Origin of the sequence: Bradyrhizobium guangxiense, from assembly GCF_004114915.1 — a bacterium.
GTDB classification, from domain to species: Bacteria; Pseudomonadota; Alphaproteobacteria; order Rhizobiales; family Xanthobacteraceae; genus Bradyrhizobium; species Bradyrhizobium guangxiense.
This window is the reverse complement of sequence record NZ_CP022220.1, coordinates 148,244-166,818: the sequence shown is the minus strand read 5'-3', so window position 1 is coordinate 166,818 and position 18,575 is coordinate 148,244. Positions and strand designations below refer to the sequence as shown.

The window sequence follows — 18,575 nt, the reverse complement described above, 5'->3', positions numbered from 1 at the left end:
TGCGATCCATCAGCCCGCTCGGGAACAAAATCCAGCGTGTTTCGACCTACCTGCTTGATGAATTTAGCAGCTAACCTGCTGATTTTGCTTGGCAAGCATGCTAAGTATTGCAGGCTGTCAGAAATCACTATCTATTTCTGACAGATAGGAGGAGGGGCATGCAGACCGTAGCTGAGCGCATTCTGGAATATGCCCGAACATTGCCCGAAGGCGCCTTGATTGGTGCTAAGGATGCTTTGCATTTGGGGAGCCGTGCAGCGGTCGATCAAGCTCTGAAAAGGCTTTCTGAGCGCAACGAGCTGATGCGCCTTGCTCATGGGTTCTACGTCCTGCCGGTCAAAACCCGGTTCGGTGTACGCGCACCGCAAGCGGAGAAAGTCGTCCAAGCGCTCGCTGCCACGCGTGCCGAAACAATCGTCCCGCACGGGGCAGCAGCTGCAAACGCACTTGGTCTTACGACCCAGGTGCCAACGAAACTCGTCTATCTGACGTCTGGTCCTGACCGGGAGCTTAAGCTCGGCGCACAAACCGTTGAGGTGAAGCATGCGCCAGAATGGATGCTGTTTCCGGCAAAGCCGGCTGCCGGGCAAGCCATTCGCGCCTTGGAATGGCTCGGCAAACGGCAAGCGAACGATGCGCTGCGGGGCCTTAAGCAGAAATTGTCGGCGGAAACGTTGCAAGACCTCATCGCCGTGCGCCCCGCTCTGCCTGCGTGGATGTCAAAATCGATCAGCCAATCGCTGCTAAGCTATGGCTGAATCCTTTCTGACGTTTTCTGCCGAAGATCGGCTTGAGGCACTTGGCGTTGCTGCCACCGCCTCAGCCGACCCATTCATTTGCTTGAAAAAGATAGTTGGGTCGTATGGGCCTTGCAGGGCCTGTTTGAAACGAAGCTCGGCGAACATCTCGTTTTCAAGGGCGGCACCTCGCTCTCAAAAGGTTATGGCATCATCCAGCGCTTCTCCGAAGATATCGATCTCACCTACGACGTTCGTCAGATCATTCCCGAACTCGCCAAAGGCGATCACCCGATACCCGAGACACGCGCCCAAGCCGACAAATGGACGAAGGCTGCGCGCGAAAAGTTAGTCGTGTGGGTCAAAGATGAAGCCCTGCCGGTTCTACAGCAACATGCCGCGGCGACGGGTGTGAATGTAAAATTCCGCGTCGATGCGGATGTGATCTATATCGACTATCACCAAGTCTCCGAAGGTTCCGAATATGTAGCGCCGTCCGTCAAACTCGAATTCGGTGCTCGATCAACCGGCGAGCCGGCCGAGATACGCCAGGTCACATGCGACGCAGCATCTTATCTGCCGGAATTATCGTTTTCGGCAGCGGCGCCCAAGATCATGCTGCCTCAGCGCACCTTCTGGGAGAAAGCCACCGCCGTCCACGTCCTTTGCGCCCAAGGCATCAAAGGCGATCGCATCTCCCGCCATTGGCATGACCTTGTGAAGCTTGATGATGCTGGCTATGCCAAGGCTGCATTCGACGATCAGGATCTCGCAAACGAAGTCGCCGACTGGAAAAGCAAATTCTTTCGCACAAAAGATCGGGACGGCAACGTGATTGACTATCATGCCGCCGTTTCCGGCAAACTCCAGCTCGTCCCTGACGGTGAAATGCGCAAAGAACTTGAGGCCGACTATCAGAAGATGGTCGATGCCGGTTTGCTTCTCGGCGACGCCATGCCTTTTGCCGGTCTGATGATGCGCTGCGCAGATTTGCAGAAGCGTGCCAACGAGCGACATTGATGCGCCGCCGCCCTGTCCATCGTCGGCTATGTTCATTCAATCGCCTTTCGCATGATCACATCGAGAACCCCCTCAAGCTGGCAAGATCTTCAGGAACAGTCCGCACGCATCTTGGCGGAATGCGGGTTTGCCGTCGAAATCGAAAAAAAGGTGAAGCTTGTTCGTGGCCAAGCGGAAATCGACGTCTATGCCGAGGAAACTCTGAAAGGACGAAAATACATCATCCTTTGTGGGTGCAAGCATTGGAGGGCCGCCGTTCCCCAAACCGTGGTTCATTCCTTTCGCAGCGTGATGACGGATGTCGGCGCCCACAAGGGCTACATCATCTCGAGTTCGGGCTTTCAGTCGGGAGCCCGCGATGCCGCGCAGATGACAAATGTCGAGTTGGTCACCTGGGATCAGTTTCAGAACGCGTTCGAGCCGAGTTGGCTCGAAAATTGTTTCACTCCGGTGATCACAGCGAAGCTCGATCCGCTGATGGGCTTTTCCGAGCCGTTCCTGCCGCCCTCGTTTCCCCATTGGCCTGAGGCCGATCAAAACGAATATCTTCAATTGAAGGATGAGCTCGATCCCCTCGGCTGGTTCGCGATGTCGATGGCTACTTATTCGAGGATTCTCCGCCATAGCAGTTATCCACCGCTGCCGCTCAAGAATATTCCCGATCCCACCGAGAAGTATAAGGGGCTTCCCACGGATATCATGAGCGCCGTGGGTTATCGCGATCTTCTCGACGCCACACTTCACCATGGAGAAGCGGCGATTGCGAAATTCCGCGCGGTCAGAGATCGCAACAAGTAAGCCAGCATTGAACCATCTGTCGAACAGTTGAAGCAGTGTCGGTCTCCGACTGATCAGACCGACTTCAGCTTAGCGACACGCATGTAGCGGGTATAGCTGCGGGTACCCGCTGGTTGCGAGTTCGAGTTTGTGACAAGCGAAGGAACGACGGTAAAGGCGGGTGCGGGCAATAGCTTGAGCAATCGCCTTGCAGTCTTCAATGAAGATTTCATCGACCTGAATCTGCAATGGTCGGCTGGTCGGGCCAAACCCGTCTTCTACATCGGCCGAGAACAGGCCGAGTTAGCCGCCGAGCTTGCAAAGAAGGAGGCAGCGCTACCGGTTGCCAACGAACGCAAGATCGCGGCAGAAGCGCTCTTTCGCGCAAAGGAGCAACAGCTAGCAAACTTCAAGCGTGCGCATGCTCGTACAGTCTCAACAGAGCTGCGGCAGGGAAGCCGATCGCGGTTCTTGCAGAACACGGTCGCGTCCCACACCGAATCGTCCGCAGACAAGCCGACGAACCAGCGAAACAGCAGGTTGTAGTCAAGCTGCTCCATCATGCCGTTCCGACCGCACCGTGTAGAACGCCTGCAGCAACAGCGCTCGCAACAGCCGCTCCGGAGGGATCGATGGCCGTCCTTCGCGGGCATACAGCCGATCAAACGACCGCGACAAATCCTTCAGCGCCGCATCAACGAGTTCCCGGATCGCTCGCAGCGGATGGTCCGCCGGGATCCGGGTCTCCAGCCGCACGTAGCTAAAAAGGCGTTCCGCATGCTCATCTTCGCCGCGCATCCCGTTCCTCAATCGAAAGGAATCAACCGCATGCACAGAATCACACTCCAGCCGCCTCACGAAACGACTTTTTCAGCAGCCTGCTAGAAGCGGTCGAGACAGTTCTCAGTCCGGCGGTTGCCGCCATCGACGCAAAGTTAGCCCGACCGACAATTGCGCTACGGGAGGAACTGGCGTGGAACGACGACGAGACGATCGCCGTGACGTTGGGCTTGGTAAACGCCTGGGTGGGCACGCTCAACGCTGCCATCAAGCAGCACAACGAGACCTTCGCGCAATTCACCCAACGGCAGGATGAAGCCCGTCTTGCTCTGAGGCGCCACCATTTGGCTGACAAATCCCAGGAGTTTCAGAACGCGTGCGACGCGGTGAGCGAAGCCAAAACGGACGTTGATGCTAGGACGCTCAGTTACAATCAACTTCAAGAGCAAGCCACGGACTTGCGATCTCGGATCAAAGAGCACGGTCAGGCTGCGGAGAAAATCAATCGCTTGATCGAGGCCTACCTTGGCCACAAGGAACTTTCTATTGCAAGCGTAGAAAAAGGCTATGAAATCCACCGTCGCGGTAGGCCGATAGACAGCAGTCCTAGCGAAGGGGAGAAGACGGCGATCGCACTCTGCTATTTCCTTTCAAGGCTTGAGGCTGAAGGGCGTTCGATCAAGGACCGTATCCTCGTCGTGGATGATCCGATTTCTAGCCTGGACAGCAGAGCGTTGAACTAAGCGTGTTCCCTTCTTTTAAGTCGGCTTGGGAATGCAGCTCAGGTGTTCGTTTTGACACACAACCAAAACTGCATGAACGAGTTCAAGAAAGCCTGGAAGGGTTTCCACAAACCTCGCAACGAAGCGACCCCGCCTACGGCAAGCCTCCTGTTTTTAGATGTCAAAATTCCAAAAGGGCTGGACGGACGCTCAACAGCTATTGTTGAGATGTCAAAGCTGCTCCGTGAGGATGAGTCTGAATACCACTACTTGGTGGATCACGTCCTGAAGTTCAACGCCAGCGCAGATCCAGACTACGAATACGCCTACATGATGCCGAATGTACTTCGGCGAGTGCTCGACGTTTTCTTAGCGTTCCGGTGCCCGGGAAGTGCAGGTTTCGCTTCGAAGATGGGCCAGTTGCGAAAAGATCATGCTACGCTCGACGGCGAGCGCCTGGCCGCGCTGGAACGTCTCGTGCAACTGGAATCGCACTCCGATAACATCGATGACCTAATCGGGTTTTCCTCTATGACGCTGGAGGAGAGTAAGGCTGCCACGGCGGCCTTGATCGCGATGATGGAGGCCGTAGACCCTACCCATCTGGCTGGGCTGCAACGACTATGCCGATGAACCCTTGTCGCAGTTCCAACCCGGCGCAAAGAACACAGCTATGCTAAAGTGGTCCAGTTCGGAGGCAAGGACCTTGTTGCCTGGCCGACTAGACCACGACGGCTGGTGAGCAGATCGTGCTGACGGCGAACGAAGTAAGGGCACGCGCAGAATCCACTGCACGACTGCGTGCTGTTTGTCCTTCACGGTATCACCTTGGGCCGACGCAAGAAATCAGGGGGAAAGATCGACTTGCAGCGTCCGTGGAAGCCAGAGAACGACCGTTTGAAGCCGGTCACCTTTATCTATCGTCGCAACAGCTGATCGTTTTCCGCTTTAGTATTCGCCATCAATGGCGATCGAGCCCAATCGCTGGATGCAGCGCAAAGAGGGTAGGGGACGGATCACCCAGTTTTCCGTTCGGCCTCGACAGCGTTCTACAACAGCGGAGCATCTAGGCTGGGAATCTCCGGCATGGCCTTGCCGGCAATTGCCTGCAGGTCGCCGACCATGCCCACGGTCGAATCGATGACGGCCAGGATTTGGGTTTCCCGCTTGGCCCATTGGCCGGCCCATAAACTTGCGCTCCTTGTCGAGATCCTCGCGCATATCGTTGAATTTCTCAACGACAGCTTCGACCCGCTGTCGAAACTTCGTGCCTGTCAGGTAGTGATAGACCTGCTCCATCTTGGTCTGCTGGCCCTGCTGAACGAGGCGTGAGCTGCTCACGTCGATCAGACCCTGGCGGAGCGCCACGGCGACCGGCAATGCGCAACGCGGATGAGCCACCCATACGCCGTCGACGAGGTCAAATTGCTCGATTTGTTTCGGCAGCGCGTGGGAGATGATCAGAGCGACGTCGGCGCCGGAACGGCGCTGGTCGTCACGTAATTTGGCGAGCCACACGTCACTCCATGCCTTGGTGCGTTTAGTTTCCCAAAGGATGATGCCGGCAGATTGGCCGATAGCACCATTTACTTGCTGAATTACGTCCGCCCCGAGCTCACCTTTTCCAACCGGCTCAATCGAATCGGTCGGAAAACGTCCGCGCAGAAGCTCTTCGAGCTCGAGCTCGAGTACTTCCCCTTGGGATTGCTGTGATCCCTGCTCGGCCTTTCGCTTAAGTTCCTCGATCGTGCGCGTCATCGACTCGATAGTCTGGTCCTTCTCGGCAACGCGTAAGCGCGCAGCCTCGTCGGCTTCCTGCCTGGCCTTGATCTGGATTTCGCTGATTGAGGCCTGCACGCGCTTCTCTATTGTCAGGTCGAGCTCGCGCTTTTCCTCTTCGAGTGCGCGCTGCTGTCGCATCAGTTCGGCTTGCTGCTTTTGGGCCTCGGCAAGCTTTGCGTTGTTGGTAAGCAGGTTGGCTCGCAGCTCCGCGGCTTCCGCTTCCTTCGCCTGCAGCTCGGCCGCGGCCGCCTCTCGCGCCTTCTTGCTTTCGGCCGCGACCAGCTGGGCACGTTCGGCGATCAATCGTTTCGCAACGTGGTCCTCGATTTGCTCGCGGTCCTTAGCGACCTGCTCGCGTTCCAGCCGCAGTGCCTCGGTCTTACGCTCCATCTCTGCATCTTTGCTGGCCAGCTGCTGTTGAAAGCGCTGACGGGTTTCAGCGAGGAGGGGAGCGGCCAATGACTCCGTCAGACGGATCTCGTGATTGCAGTTGGGGCAATGTAGGGTCGCCTCGTGCGAAGCGCCGGTTGCTTTGAAACTCATGAATTCCCCATCATCGTTGCAACCGGATTCAACATGATCTGTGCGTGATTGCGATGTCGCTCGACTTCATGTCCACATACGCGTCGTCGATTTCGACCTTGGCCGGCGGGTTTTCCACCGACACGTCGATCTACCCGAACGCGTGCACGAGCAGCCTCGCACGAATGTAGTCCAGAATAGAACAAAATAGGAACGCGCGTCAACTTTGGATCCCGAGGTGAGTTTGTATGACGACGATTTTACTTAGTCTGGCCATGGGAAATGGATAGAACTTAAACCTTGGATATAGTTTGAATATGCGCTAGTTTACTTAGTATGGCTGAGCAAAAGGACAGAAAGCTAAACAGGCTCGAAAGGACCCTTCCGCAGGGACTTCTGGTCGATGCCGCCTGGATGGAACGACATGGATATTCCACCAGCTTGCGCAGCCAATACGTATCGGCCGGCTGGCTCGTTCAGCCGGCGCGGGGAACCTTCAAGCGCCCGCTCGGTGAACTCTCCTGGCAGGGCGCCGTCGTGTCACTCCAGCGATTGCTCGGCTCCGACTTCGTCGTTGGCGGACGCACCGCCATCGAAGTGCAAGGCTTCGGCCACTACCTGAGCCAGACGGGTCCTTCGACCATACATCTATACGGAACGCGGTCTGCTCCCGGCTGGCTCGGCAAACTTCCGCTCAAACAGAAATTCCGCGTTCACCGCACGCAAAGCCTGTTCAAAACGCACGGGAGCCTGCCCACATCAGAGTCGGGGACAACGCGGGAAATACCGGGACCATTCGACTGGCCTCTCACGGTATCGACGCCCGAACGCGCGTTTCTCGAACTGCTCGACGAATTGCCCCGCCACGAAAGCTTCCATCACGTCGATGCACTGGCGGAAGGCTTGAGGAGCCTGAGCCCCCGGCGGCTGCAAATGCTTCTGAACGACTGCAAAAGCGTCAAGGTCAAACGATTGTTTTTCTGGTTCGCGGAGCGACATCAGCACGCTTGGCTCAAACAGATCGACAAGTCGAAAGTCAATCTCGGCACGGGAAAGCGCATGCTCGTCAAGGGCGGCAAACTCGACACCAAATACCTCATAACCATCCCAGACGACCTCAATGCCCCTGTCTGAAAAATATCGGCATCAAGTGGCCTTGTTGATCGAGACGATCCCGTTCGTCGCGGCGGAGCCCGATTTTGCGCTCAAGGGTGGCACCGCCATCAATCTCTTCCACCGAGATATGCCGCGCCTATCGGTCGATATCGACCTGACATATCTGCCGGTGGCTCCGCGTCCCGAATCTCTTGCGGCGATAGATGCGGCGATGAAGCGCATGACAGAGGCCATAAGGAAAGGATTGCCGGGCGCGCGGCTGACGGAAGTCGTCAATCCCCGTGAAAAGATCGTCACCAAGCTGACCGTCCAGAAAGGCGACGCGCAGATCAAGATCGAGATCACGCCGGTGATCAGGGGCTGCGTCTTCGAGCCGGAGCTGCGCGACGTGTCGCCGAGCGTCGAAGAGACGTTCGGCTTCGCGCAGATGAAAGTCGTTTCGTTCGCCGATCTATACGCCGGCAAGCTTGTCGCGGCGCTCGACCGGCAGCATCCGCGCGACCTCTTCGATGTCCGCGATCTGCTCGCCAACGAAGGCATCACGGACGATCTCCGCAAAGCGTTCATTGTCTACCTCATCAGCCATGACCGGCCGATCTCCGAGGTCGTGGTTCCTCGTCGCAAGGACATCCAGCACGAATTCACGCACGGCTTTGAGGGCATGACCGCCGATGAAGTGACCCTGGACGAGTTGCTCAAAACCCGGGAAACGCTGATCGCCGAAATCGCGGGAAAAATGCGGCAAGCTCGCAAGGACTTCCTCATGGGATTCAAGCGCGGCGAGCCGGATTGGAACCTGCTAGGCGTCCCTGACGCAGCGGACCTGCCGGCGGTGCGCTGGAAGCAGATCAATCTGGACAAGCTTCCTGCCGAGCACAGGGCGACGCTCGTCGCGCAGCTCGAGAAGGTCTTGCGCAATGCCTGAGGTCGGAGGAGGGGATCTCAGTCGAGCACGCTCGTAGCAACTTGTTGAGAGAATTTTTGGGGTACGCCCGCCACCCAGCGAGCCCAGAGCTTGCGGGCTTCAGCTCAGCCGCCTATCGAACAGTGGACGCGCCTACCTATGCGTGCCGTACACGTTTCCGGTGCTTGGATTTCGGTAGGAGCCGCCTTTATGAGAAGAGCCCGAGCCGCCGATGTAAGTCCCGCCGTGGCTAGAGGTATGATGGTCTCCACCATACGACACGCGGCCGCCAAAATGGCTACCACCTATTCCAACAGCAGACGCTCAGAAATGCTCGCTGTTGTGTTTGTCGGATTTGCGCATTGAGGGCATGAACCGCAATATCGTTCTCGTCTTTATCACCGCCTCTGGCGGCAAGAAGATGCGCGAGGCAGGCTTGGCGAGATTTGCCCACATCGTCTTTGCCGATCGTAGCTTGCTCGAGAAAAGGCGCGCGATGCGCCTATCCGCTGAACGCGCGTCGATGTTGCAAGCCGGATTCGCCACCTCGGGTGAGAAGCCTGATCATGGCGACCCGGGTCGGCGCCGAGTATGCCGAAATAGATTATTCAAGGTAGACGGAGGGGAGGGTGAAAGCCTGACTCGGTATTGGTGCGCTCCTTCTAGCGCTCATCATTGGCGCGCAGTTCATCACCATCTTTGTTGTCCAGCCTATTGGCGCGTTACCCGAGGGGCGGACCGTCGTCATAGCTCGCCTTACAAAGCTGAACTTTATCGACAGCGCGGACGCCTTTTGCGACCGAACAATGGGTGGTGTCAGCCTCCTGTGCCAGGCTGCCGTCCTCGGCAAGGTCACGAAGGAAGGTCCCATTCTCCTGCGTCTTCCTTATTCGGCGACCCTTTATCAAATCAGCACCGGCGGCAAACACTACGACCGATAGAAAGCGGCGAGCCGCCTATGAGGTTCGCGTTCGCCAGGAACGATGTTGCCCTTCGTTAGCATTGAAGTGCGAGAGTCTATCGCGCCATCGACCTAAAACTCCCTCGTCGACAGCTGGCGCGCCAGGGCGACAGCAGCCCTTGGTCTGAGTTGCATGTCGGGCTTGATGGCAAAATGAAACTTCTTCCTCTTGATGAAGGAGAATGGTCCAACCTCCTCGGGACCTAGGCCGAGCGTCGAGGGATTTTGCGCCTATTGACTTTGCGCCGCCGGTTTCGATGGTCCAGAGACCGTCCCGGCGGGCAGGGGGTATGGATACGACCTCTGGCGTGAGCTCGGCGCTTTCGCGGTCGTCTTCGGGGGGGGGGCGTGGTGGATCGTTCACGCGCCGAACCGGGTCAGTCGTCGCCGAACTTCCGTCGTTGGAAGCCGGCAGCGAGGATGCCTGGAAATGGCAGTTAAACCCGCGTGCAGTCGGCTCAGTTCGCAGTGGTTGCCGTCGGCGAGCTGGTCGAAAATCCATAGCACGCCGTGCATTTGCAGCCCGACCGAGGTCGCCAACTCGCGCAGCCCTCCGTCGCCGGTCAGAAGCGTCCATTGGCGGGCCTCCGCGATGGCAAACGCGAACGTGTCCGGCGTGGAGAGATGAGCGCGTTGCCGCGGACTGTCGTCGCGCGGGTCAATTCTGCCGGGGACAGCTCTTCGACCCGTAGGCCGAGCGCAGTAAGGCGATCGCCCAGGTCCCCGGCCAGCTCTCGAACAAAGAGCAGGTCGGGGACCGCAAACTCAAAAGGGAGACGAAACAGGTCCTCGAGCAAGGCGCCTCGCTCCAGATCGATCAAAACCGAGGTATCGGAAACGAGGACCGCCAAGGTGCTTACGCCGCAACTTGATCCAGACGAGCGTCCAGTTCGCGAACCGTTATTCCCAGCAGTTCAGCGGCCCGGGCTTCGCCGATGACTCGTTCGGCCAGCGCACGATAGCAAAGCCTCTCGAAGCGCTTCGGCTCCTCGAGTTCAGGCTTCATCCGGCCTGGCTCTTCATAGGGCGCCGTCCGCCATCCCCGTTCCGCGAAGATCTTGAACAGCCGGCCAAAAGCGGACTGGCTGATGATGCCGAGATCCTTGCAGCGATAGGCGATGGCCTGGATGCTGACGCCAAAACGCTTCTTGAGCGCGACCAGCTCGCCAAGACTGATCGACGATCGGCTGACCCCAACTTCGGCCCGAAGGACGTCGGCCGGCATCAGGAAGGCGCCGGCAAACCGATGCGCCGCCTTTTCCTCATCGACGCCGGGGGATGGGGCCAGCACCATATGACCGAGCTCATGGGCGAGATTGAAGCGCTTCCGCTCCGACCACGTGCTTTGCTTGATGACGATTACTCGCGCAGCGTTGCGGTCCTTGCGTCGCACCTTGGCGGCAAGCCCGTCGATATCGTCGAGATCGAGCGACAGGATCTTGATCCCGCGCTCCTCCAGAAGCTCGGCGAGCTGCGGGATGGGATCGTTTCCCAAACCCCAGTCTTCGCGGACAGAGCGAGCCGCATCTTCGGCGTCCCGGACATCGGCCACCGGATGTGGTGCGCTGCGTGGCTGCTCCCAATCGATGCTGCGCATCTGGAGCAGGTCCTCGATCGCGAGATAGCGCTCCAGCATGTGAATCGCGCGGGCTTCGAGGGCGGCTTCTTCCCGGAACGACGTGCCCGCCTTCTTGCGGAACTCGACGCCCTCAAGGGCAAGTTCGTCCTCGCTGAGCAGGTAATCCTCCGTCACGTGGAGCGTCGCCGCCAAGGCGATCAGCACCCGCGAGCTCGGCATATCCTCGTTTCTCTCATATTTGCCAATGGCTTGGGCCGATACGATGCCATCCATGGCGTCAGCGAGGCCACGCAACGACAGGCCCGAGGCCGACCGTGCGACCTTAAGCTTGTGTCCGATCATCTGGGCCTCCTTTGCGTCTCAGTTTACAGAAGTACGATATGGGCACAAATTTGTAAACCAAAAACCCTTGATGCGCGGAAAATTGAGCCTATATGGCCCGCATACCGCTCCATTGTCCCGGATTTGTAAACCGGTCTGGGTCGGACAAGTTCCACTGTGGCGTACTTTTGCGCCAGCCGCCGGCGAAACCGACCAGCAGGAATCGAGCAGCGATGTTGAACAATACTCAACTGCGGTACTACGACAGCAACGTGCTGCGCCTGCCTGCCGACAAGCGCAAGGAATACCACGAGCAGGTCGATCGCTTGATCGATGAACTCCGCAAGACCGTTCGCGACAAGACCGAGATCAAGATCACTAAGGTCGTGAAGGCCGGCCTTCGCCAAATACACGATTCTGCGGAAGACCGCTGTCGATCCGGTCGATGTCGATGTCGTTTTTTACATTTCTGGCCGAGACGTCAGCAAGGAGACGCTGGATAGCCTGAACGACACGATCTACGCGCTGCTGATCAAGCAGTATCCGAACAAGTCGGTCGAGGATTTTGAGATCCAGCGCAAGGCGGCGACCGTCACCTTCGTGGGCACGGGCCTCAGCGTTGATATCGTGCCGGTCATCGAAGACGAGAACCGCGCCGGCTACGGTTGGCAGTTCGACATTCACGACGGCACGAAGACGCAGACCTGCGCGCCTTGCCAGATCAAGTTCGTCCGCGATCGCAAGGACCAGGACGCGGATTTCCGCACCTTGGTGCGCATGGCCAAGAAGTGGCGCAACCAGGCGGAACTGAAGCCGCTGAAGTCCTTCGCCATCGAGCTGATCATGGCGCATGTCCTCGCCAAGCAGGGCAACGGTGCAAGCATCGAACAGCGCTTTCGCAATTTCCTCCTCTACGTCGCGCAGTCGCAGTTGAAGGAAGAGATCAAGTTTCCCGAGAATGTCGCGCCATTCACGACGTTCTGCGATCCGGTGGTCATTCTCGATCCGGTCTACAGCCTCAACAACGTGACCAGCCGGATTTCCGAGGACGAGCGGAAACAGATCGTCGCCGCCGCCCAGGAGGCCTGGGAGACGTCCAATTTTGCATCGGCCGAGAACGACAATGAGGTCTGGAAGGAGATCTTCGGCCCTCGATTCAAGACGGAGGACTGAAGATGAGCATGACCCAGGTCAGAAGCGCGAGCGCGACCTACACCTACGTCGACATCGAGAACGTCGTTCGGCGCGTCAACGCCGATCTCGTGATGATCGCGGACAGCACCGGCTGCTGGACTCCGGAGGAGGCTCGCAACTACGCCCATGACATCGAGGTCCTGGCCAAGGACGGCTACCTCAAATGGGTCGACGTCACGCTGATCAGCAGTGGGGTCGAGATCAAGGCCGTCAGGTTCGAAGTCGATACCGACGCCGGCTCGCTGTCTACGAGCCGGCCCGGCGGCGTTCTTTGGCCGAAGGTCGCAGGGGCCAAGCTTCGTGTCGTGCTGAGCTACACCGACGACTACACCAGTGCCGCACGCGAAGCCACGAAAGGTAAGCTTAAGATCGGTTGGGTGACCTGCTACGACGATACCAGCCATGCCGCTCTCTCGTCGGCTGGCGGCCGCAACTATGTCAGCAATGCCTATGGCATGCAGCGCAAGGATTGGGCCTCGTGAGTCAACCCAGCATCTTCGACAGCGAGACGCCGCTGCCCAGCGATACGCTGGCCAAACGCGAGAAGACCCTTCTGGGGTTCGATACCCGATATGCGCGGGTCCACGATCAGCTTCGTCTGCTGCTGAATGTCCGCGAGCTGGCGGGCTGGAGCCACAAGAATCACGGCAAGAGCCTTCCGATCTGCGATCTCGTCGCCGAGCAGTATCCGCTGGTGATCTTTCACGGCGATGTCGGCACCGGCAAGACCGCAACAGCGGAGTGCATCGCCAACAAGTTGGTAATCGAGGCCAGAAGCGAAGATTCGATCCTGTTCAAGCTGAGTAACCGCGTCCGCGGCAGCGGCATGGTCGGCGAGATGGGAACATTGATCGCGGAAGCCTTCAAGAAGGTCATTCAATCGGCCGGCAAGCACCGCCGCGCGGTCCTGATCATCGACGAAGGCGACAGCCTCGCCGCCTCGCGCGCCCAGGAGCACAGCCACCACGAAGACAAGGTAGCGGTGAACACGCTCATTCAGGGCGTCGATGACCTGCGCCAGTACGGCGGCCGGATCGTGGTGATCCTGTGCACCAACCGGCTGTCGGTCCTGGATCCTGCCTTGTGCCGCCGCGCCGCCATCATCGAGGAGTTCCGCCGTCCAACGGACGACGAGCGCCGCCAATTGCTCACGATGGATCTGGCCGGGTTGTCTCTGACGCCCATTCAGCTATCGCAGCTCGTCGAAGCCACCGGAGCGCGGGCAGGCAAGCCGTCCTGGACCTATTCGGATATCAGGACGAGGCTCTATCCGGCCGCGCTGGCAAAGGCCTTCCCGAGCGGGCCACTGCGCTTCGATCAACTCAAGCTCGCCGCCGCGGCGATCACCGCGTCGCCGGTGATGGAGGATCGCTGATGGCGCGCTCCCCTCTGTTCGGCCGGCGCATCCACATTGCCGGCAGCATCGTCGAAGACCTTGCCATCGCCTCGACCGCCGACGTCAATCAGGCCCGCGAGCTCGTTGCTGCGCTGGTCAAGGAATTGGCCCGTCGCGGTGCGAATTTCGTCGTGCCTGTCGACGCTGAACCTCTGCGCAAATCCGACGGGCTTCCGATCTGCTTCGACTGGCTGATCTGGAAGACGCTCAGGGAGAGCCTCGCGTCACGCCCGGCGAATGTTCCGGGCCCGCTCGCGGTCGCCGTGCAGCACCACAAGAGCGAAGATCAGGTCCCGGCTGAGTATGCCGACCTATGGGACGAGCTGCGCAGCTCGCCAATGGTCAAGATCGAGAACGCCGCGCACTGGAACATGGCCAGCAAGCGCATGGAAGCCCAGGCCCGCTTCGGCGATATTCTTGTCGCGCTCGGGGGGACGGAAGGGGTCCTCTACCTCGCAAATCTCTACCACGATGCCGGAAAGCCGATCATTCCCCTCAATCTTCCCGTGTCGCCGGAAACGGCGGGCGCTCGCCGGCTCTACAGCTTCGGATTGACTAGCAGCCAAACCCGCCGCCTGTTCCAGGTTGCGGATGACGGCGACGCCCATGACTGGCTCAACAAGATCCGGTTTCCGCCGCGCCAGTCCATCCCCGATCGCGTCGCGGTCCTCGTCGACCTGCTCGAGTCCCTGGAAAGACCAAAGGCCTTCGCGGTGCGGCTGCTGAATCCGGCGCTGCCGGACTATGCCGACGTGCAGGACTTTTTCGACACCGTCGTGCAGCCGGTGATCGAGAACGAGCTTGGCTACCGGCTCGTCGTCATCGACGGCCGGCAAGCCCACGACCATGCCCGTATCGATCAGGAAATCTTCGCCAAGTTGCACCGCAGCGCCGTCGTGATCGCCGACATTACCGGCGGACGATCGAATTGTTTCCTCGAGCTGGGATATGCTCTGGGTCGCGGGCTGCCTACTATGGTGACGGCGCGTGAGGGCTCGGACCTGCCGTTTGACATCACCACGCTCTCTGGCCTGCATTGGAAGAACAGCGGCGCGGCCGAGGATCGCCGGCGCGCCTTCCGCGAACATTGGCAGGCGATCCGCACGCGACCCTCGCTCGTGCCGGCGGAGCCATTGATCTCATGAGGCGTAAAACCGAAGTGTTCGTCTCAGTCGACGTTGAAACCGCCGGGCCGATCCCCGGTGAGTACAGCCTTCTGTCGATCGGCGCCTGCGTTGTCAACGATCCGGCAAAGACCTTCTCCTGCGAATTGAAGCCGATCAATCGCAATGCCGATCCGAAAGCCCTGCAGGTTTCCGGCCTGTCGCTGGATGAGCTTGCCAAGAACGGGCTCGAACCGGCGGAGGCGATGCGGGCCTTCGCGCAGTGGCTCGACGCGCTTGTTGAAAAAGACGGCTCGGTCGTCTTCGTCGGGCTCAACGCGCCGTTCGATTGGTCATTCGTAAATTATTATTTCCATCGGTTCACGGGCGATAATCCATTCGGGTTCACGGCTTTGGACATCAAGGCGCTTTTCATGGGTGCGACGGGGTGCGATTGGGCCGATACGCGATCGAGCAAAATGACGGAGCGCCTGTCGCCTCGGTTGAAGGGCGATCATCAGGCCCTGCATGATGCGCAGTATCAGGCCGAGTTATTCAGTCTCATTCGAACCAAGCTCTTGGGAAATCGGTAGAGCATGGCGGGAGACATGAAGCGACGCTCGCTCATTGTCGAAGGACCACTCGCATTCGCGATGCAACTTTTTGCAAAGCAACTACGTTTGATCGGTCGCTTTTCTATTAAAGGGGAACAATAGGTGGCATCAGTCGCGCGATATGTCGTTGAGCGGTCGCCGGACCAGGTCCGGCTCGCTTTCAAGAGCGTCCTCGAAATTTGCAAGGAAAGGAATATCTCCAGCGTGACGTTGGTGGTGCCGCAGAAGGGCGGCTTCGATCGGACCATCGTGGCCGAATTCCTCGGACCGAACGTCGTAAAGGCGCTCGTCAAGGGGCAACCCGTTCTGGTGGCGCAGGGCGTTCAGATGAAGTTGGAAAGTGCGCAGACCTCCCGGGGGAGTTGGTCAGATGGGCTGCTGATCGGCGGCCACATCTCGGACAAAGACATGAACAAGCTGGACGATGCGATCGGCGCGCAAGCGATCGTCTACCTTCCTTGGAACGATACCGACGGCAAAAACTGGCGAGCGACATGGGGAGCTCAGATCGTAGGAGCCACTACTGCACCGGCACCGACCGTTAGTTTGCCCGAGCCCGTGGAGGAGGCGCTGCAGAGCCTGACCCAAGCCGTCAATTTGGGTACGGGTCTCAATCATCCCTCAGACAAGAAACACGCAGAGCGCACAATCGCGCAGCTGCGTCAGGAAGGGCATTCGTTTGATCCAGTTGAGGTCCGCCGATGGGCTCAGCGGAACGGCTGGTCGTCAAGTGCGGCCGCAGACCTTGAAAAGGTAGCTCGCAAAGCATTCCGATAAGGTCAGTGTTGGATTCTAGTTTGGGATCCAGAGAAGGCAGCCGTTGAGAAGAATATATCGATGTCTCCTGCGCATTCGCCGTGATGGCGGACCTCAAGCGCGGCGAGCCGGATTGGAGCCTGCTGGGCGTCCCTGGCGCGGCGGACCTGCCGGCTATACGCTGGAAGCAGATCAATCTGGACAAACTGCCTGCCGAGCACAGGGCGAAGCTCGTCGCGCAAGTCGAGAAAGTCTTGCGCAACGCATGGGGTCGGAGGAGGAAACCCTCCATTTACCTGGCGGCCATGCGATGGCAACTTGTTCAGACGGCTTCTCCAGGGGAGACGCTGCCACCCAGCGAGGCCGGAGCGCGCCTCAGCTCAGTCGCCCATCGCGAGCCTCGCCGCGACCTGTCTCGTTGTCAGCATGAAATTTTTGAATCGTTGGCGCTGATCGATTCATTTATTTAATTGGACGGTCGATTCGGCGGCTGCGATTCTGGCGCATGTCCGAACTCACCGTGCAATATCTCGTGCTCGAGCGTCGCGATCCGGCCCGTAACATGGCGCGGTTCTATGTGCTCACGATTGAGCCGACGCTCTTTGGCGATACGGCATTGGTGCGCGAATGGGGCCGTCTCGGTGGGCGCGGTCGACGGCGACTCGATCTGTTCAAGCCGTCGAGGCTCTTGAGTCCTGGCTCAGGCGCAACGCCCGTCGCGGTTACGTCCAGCGGCACTTTCCGGGCTCGGAGCCGGCGTGCGACACGCCACAAGTCGGCTGATCTGGACAAAATGTCAGTGGAAGTATATCAAAGTAATCCGAGATCATACTCGACCATATTCCAAGAATTGCGAAAGTATTCCATAATTAATTATGCGAATTTAAATAGTGTCATGGTTTCAGTAGGAGAGATCAACCGAACTCCATAATAGAAATGCTCCATCAGTTGCTATTCAAGCGAGGCGTGGATCCGTGCGGCGCCAGATCGCCGGGAATGAGTGAAACAGATCGAGTCGACCGCGCTGTTGCCCACAAGCAGAGCATGTGTCATTCGACATGGTCACCGGCTCCCGCCATCCGGAACTGACCCCCCGCATTGCCTCACTAAAAATGTTACCGGACAACTTCTCTGCCGTGTCTGGGGCGGAGCTGCCGAATCAGTTCGGTGGCAGGTATGGCAGGGAAGATCAGCATGCGCGCAAAGCGCGAGATCAGATCAGCGGGTGGACCGAATGCTTTCCGCTTGTTGTGCGTGAAGCAGCTCTTGTGGTCGAAGCTCTCGAGCGCGCAGAACCTATTTCCCTGGCCCGTTCGGGGGCTCGATTTTGACAACGACAGCGCCTTCATGAACGACACGGTCGTGTCGTGGTGCCGTTCTCACGATGTCGAAGTCACTCGTTCCAGGGCCTACAAGAAGAACGATCAGGCATTCGTTGAACAAAAGAACGGAGCTATCGTTCGCCGCCTGGTGGGCTACGGGCGGTTTGAAGGCATTGATGCCGCCCGTTCATTGGTTCGCCTGTTTGCGGCGGCCCGGCTATACATCAATTTCTTCCAGCCCTCGTTTAAGCTGAAGGAGAAGCACCGCGAAGGTGCCAAGATGATCAAGTGCTATCTTCCTCCCGCTACGCCGTACGAAAAAGCATTGGTCCACCCGAGGCTCAATGAGGCATTCAAAGGTCGGCTGCGGGAGATTTACCGGACGCTTGATCCTGTGGCATTGCTGGCACAGATGCGGGACGCTCAGAATGAGTTGGGTAAGCGTGTCGATCAACGGGCTGGAAAGTCAGCGATGACTGTCGCGCAGGGGCACAGTGATTTGGCGGCCTTTGCCCGAGAGCTCGGCGATGGTTGGAAACAGGGTGAGCAGCGAGGCATTCATCGGCGTCGCTATGTGCGGCGCAAGCCTGTGCCACGTCGGCCATCGATGCTCGACCCATACATTCCCATCATCGAGGAATGGCTCGCCGCAGCTCCGCACTTGTCTGCGGTCGATCTTCTCTCCCTGCTGGAAGCGCATGCGCCCGGTCGGTTCAGCGGCCATCAGCGGCGCACGGTGCAGCGATTGGTGAAGAATTGGCGATCAAAGGCCGCTCGACAGCTCATCAGCAACACAGAGATCACACTATCGGTCCAAGCTTCGCGCCTTCGTATTTAATCCTGACAGGTTCTTTCGCTGAAGCACCGCAAGCCGCTCGCTCGCTACGGCGCTCTGGGGGGCGAGCTTCGCGAGCGGCTTGCTCCGACTCGCGGCAGTCGATCCAGAAGACACCAGGGTGACTTCGGTAA

The 18,575-nt window shown here is 58.7% G+C and carries 15 protein-coding genes and 5 pseudogenes; 16 read left to right on the top strand and 4 right to left on the bottom strand.

What is annotated here, in order from left to right:
* Positions 1 to 158: 158 nt before the first annotated feature.
* The 4 genes and pseudogenes from X268_RS35330 to X268_RS35315 all read left to right on the top strand — a co-directional run bounded on the left by X268_RS35330 (position 159) and on the right by X268_RS35315 (position 3,080).
* Positions 159 to 758 carry a DUF6088 family protein gene (locus X268_RS35330; protein ID WP_128929597.1) on the top strand — a complete coding sequence of 200 codons (600 nt, stop codon included), beginning with the start codon at positions 159 to 161 and terminating at the stop codon, positions 756 to 758.
* A pseudogene (locus X268_RS35325) lies at positions 751 to 1,757 on the top strand (nucleotidyl transferase AbiEii/AbiGii toxin family protein). The gene X268_RS35330 and the pseudogene X268_RS35325 overlap by 8 nt, the downstream one beginning before the upstream one ends.
* A gap of 51 nt (positions 1,758 to 1,808) precedes the next feature.
* On the top strand, positions 1,809 to 2,555 hold the full coding sequence (locus X268_RS35320) for a restriction endonuclease (RefSeq protein WP_128929596.1): 747 nt from the start codon (positions 1,809 to 1,811) through the stop codon (positions 2,553 to 2,555).
* Positions 2,556 to 2,684: 129 nt separating this feature from the next.
* Positions 2,685 to 3,080: an AAA family ATPase gene (locus X268_RS35315; protein ID WP_164935606.1), complete on the top strand. Its 396-nt coding sequence runs from the start codon at positions 2,685 to 2,687 to the stop codon at positions 3,078 to 3,080.
* Here X268_RS35315 and X268_RS35310 read toward each other — a convergent pair.
* Positions 2,990 to 3,332: pseudogene (locus X268_RS35310) on the bottom strand (transposase); the annotation flags it as partial. The gene X268_RS35315 and the pseudogene X268_RS35310 overlap by 91 nt on opposite strands.
* Positions 3,333 to 3,343: 11 nt before the next feature.
* Here X268_RS35310 and X268_RS40190 point away from each other — a divergent pair.
* Positions 3,344 to 4,669: pseudogene (locus tag X268_RS40190) on the top strand (AAA family ATPase).
* Positions 4,670 to 5,085: 416 nt separating this feature from the next.
* On the opposite strand, the pseudogene X268_RS35295 reads toward X268_RS40190, so the two are convergent.
* Positions 5,086 to 6,361 (bottom strand): annotated as a pseudogene (locus X268_RS35295) (DUF2130 domain-containing protein).
* A gap of 315 nt (positions 6,362 to 6,676) precedes the next feature.
* Here X268_RS35295 and X268_RS35290 point away from each other — a divergent pair.
* Together X268_RS35290 and X268_RS35285 are read left to right on the top strand one after the other, a co-directional pair.
* Positions 6,677 to 7,474 (top strand): type IV toxin-antitoxin system AbiEi family antitoxin, encoded by a 798-nt coding sequence (locus X268_RS35290; RefSeq protein WP_128929593.1) that lies wholly within the window; start codon positions 6,677 to 6,679, stop codon positions 7,472 to 7,474.
* Positions 7,461 to 8,381, top strand: a complete 921-nt coding sequence (locus tag X268_RS35285; protein ID WP_128929592.1) for a nucleotidyl transferase AbiEii/AbiGii toxin family protein — start codon at positions 7,461 to 7,463, stop codon at positions 8,379 to 8,381. Before X268_RS35290 ends, X268_RS35285 begins: the two co-directional genes overlap by 14 nt.
* 1,300 nt (positions 8,382 to 9,681) lie before the next feature.
* Here X268_RS35285 and X268_RS41080 read toward each other — a convergent pair.
* Both X268_RS41080 and X268_RS35270 read right to left on the bottom strand, forming a co-directional pair.
* Positions 9,682 to 9,915, bottom strand: coding sequence for a hypothetical protein (locus X268_RS41080; RefSeq protein WP_476727269.1), 234 nt, complete (start codon positions 9,913 to 9,915; stop codon positions 9,682 to 9,684).
* A gap of 262 nt (positions 9,916 to 10,177) precedes the next feature.
* The gene (locus tag X268_RS35270; RefSeq protein ID WP_128929591.1) at positions 10,178 to 11,242 is read right to left on the bottom strand and encodes an XRE family transcriptional regulator; all 1,065 of its coding nucleotides are present in this window, start codon (positions 11,240 to 11,242) and stop codon (positions 10,178 to 10,180) included.
* A gap of 212 nt (positions 11,243 to 11,454) precedes the next feature.
* On the opposite strand from X268_RS35270, the pseudogene X268_RS35265 reads away from it, so the two are divergent.
* The 9 genes and pseudogenes from X268_RS35265 to X268_RS35225 all read left to right on the top strand — a co-directional run bounded on the left by X268_RS35265 (position 11,455) and on the right by X268_RS35225 (position 18,444).
* A pseudogene (locus tag X268_RS35265) lies at positions 11,455 to 12,394 on the top strand (CBASS oligonucleotide cyclase).
* 2 nt (positions 12,395 to 12,396) lie between these two features.
* A complete protein-coding gene (locus tag X268_RS35260) occupies positions 12,397 to 12,897 on the top strand; it encodes an HORMA-1 domain-containing protein (RefSeq protein ID WP_128929590.1) in 501 nt (166 codons plus the stop codon).
* Positions 12,894 to 13,790, top strand: a complete 897-nt coding sequence (locus X268_RS35255) for an AAA family ATPase (protein ID WP_128929589.1) — start codon at positions 12,894 to 12,896, stop codon at positions 13,788 to 13,790. Before X268_RS35260 ends, X268_RS35255 begins: the two co-directional genes overlap by 4 nt.
* The gene (locus tag X268_RS35250) at positions 13,790 to 14,956 is read left to right on the top strand and encodes a hypothetical protein (RefSeq protein WP_128929588.1); all 1,167 of its coding nucleotides are present in this window, start codon (positions 13,790 to 13,792) and stop codon (positions 14,954 to 14,956) included. The genes X268_RS35255 and X268_RS35250 overlap by 1 nt, the downstream gene beginning before the upstream one ends.
* Positions 14,953 to 15,507, top strand: coding sequence for a 3'-5' exonuclease (locus tag X268_RS35245; RefSeq protein WP_128929587.1), 555 nt, complete (start codon positions 14,953 to 14,955; stop codon positions 15,505 to 15,507). Before X268_RS35250 ends, X268_RS35245 begins: the two co-directional genes overlap by 4 nt.
* A gap of 123 nt (positions 15,508 to 15,630) precedes the next feature.
* Positions 15,631 to 16,305, top strand: a complete 675-nt coding sequence (locus X268_RS35240) for a DUF1889 family protein (RefSeq protein ID WP_128929586.1) — start codon at positions 15,631 to 15,633, stop codon at positions 16,303 to 16,305.
* 83 nt (positions 16,306 to 16,388) lie between these two features.
* Positions 16,389 to 16,754 (top strand): hypothetical protein, encoded by a 366-nt coding sequence (locus X268_RS40750; protein WP_128929585.1) that lies wholly within the window; start codon positions 16,389 to 16,391, stop codon positions 16,752 to 16,754.
* Between the two features lie 35 nt (positions 16,755 to 16,789).
* Positions 16,790 to 17,215 carry a WGR domain-containing protein gene (locus X268_RS35230; RefSeq protein ID WP_371746380.1) on the top strand — a complete coding sequence of 142 codons (426 nt, stop codon included), beginning with the start codon at positions 16,790 to 16,792 and terminating at the stop codon, positions 17,213 to 17,215.
* A 245-nt stretch (positions 17,216 to 17,460) separates the two neighbouring features.
* A complete protein-coding gene (locus tag X268_RS35225) occupies positions 17,461 to 18,444 on the top strand; it encodes a hypothetical protein (RefSeq protein WP_128929584.1) in 984 nt (327 codons plus the stop codon).
* Positions 18,445 to 18,575: the final 131 nt, after the last annotated feature.

Coding starts and splice junctions, on each gene's coding strand:
- X268_RS35285 (WP_128929592.1), top strand. CDS start 7,461: ATGCCCCTGTCTGAAAAATATCGGCATCAAGTGGCCTTGTTGATCGAG.
- X268_RS35330 (WP_128929597.1), top strand. CDS start 159: ATGCAGACCGTAGCTGAGCGCATTCTGGAATATGCCCGAACATTGCCC.
- X268_RS35320 (WP_128929596.1), top strand. CDS start 1,809: ATGATCACATCGAGAACCCCCTCAAGCTGGCAAGATCTTCAGGAACAG.
- X268_RS35245 (WP_128929587.1), top strand. CDS start 14,953: ATGAGGCGTAAAACCGAAGTGTTCGTCTCAGTCGACGTTGAAACCGCC.
- X268_RS40750 (WP_128929585.1), top strand. CDS start 16,389: ATGGCGGACCTCAAGCGCGGCGAGCCGGATTGGAGCCTGCTGGGCGTC.
- X268_RS35250 (WP_128929588.1), top strand. CDS start 13,790: ATGGCGCGCTCCCCTCTGTTCGGCCGGCGCATCCACATTGCCGGCAGC.
- X268_RS35230 (WP_371746380.1), top strand. CDS start 16,790: ATGTCCGAACTCACCGTGCAATATCTCGTGCTCGAGCGTCGCGATCCG.
- X268_RS35290 (WP_128929593.1), top strand. CDS start 6,677: ATGGCTGAGCAAAAGGACAGAAAGCTAAACAGGCTCGAAAGGACCCTT.
- X268_RS35270 (WP_128929591.1), bottom strand. CDS start 11,242: ATGATCGGACACAAGCTTAAGGTCGCACGGTCGGCCTCGGGCCTGTCG.
- X268_RS35260 (WP_128929590.1), top strand. CDS start 12,397: ATGAGCATGACCCAGGTCAGAAGCGCGAGCGCGACCTACACCTACGTC.
- X268_RS35225 (WP_128929584.1), top strand. CDS start 17,461: ATGGCAGGGAAGATCAGCATGCGCGCAAAGCGCGAGATCAGATCAGCG.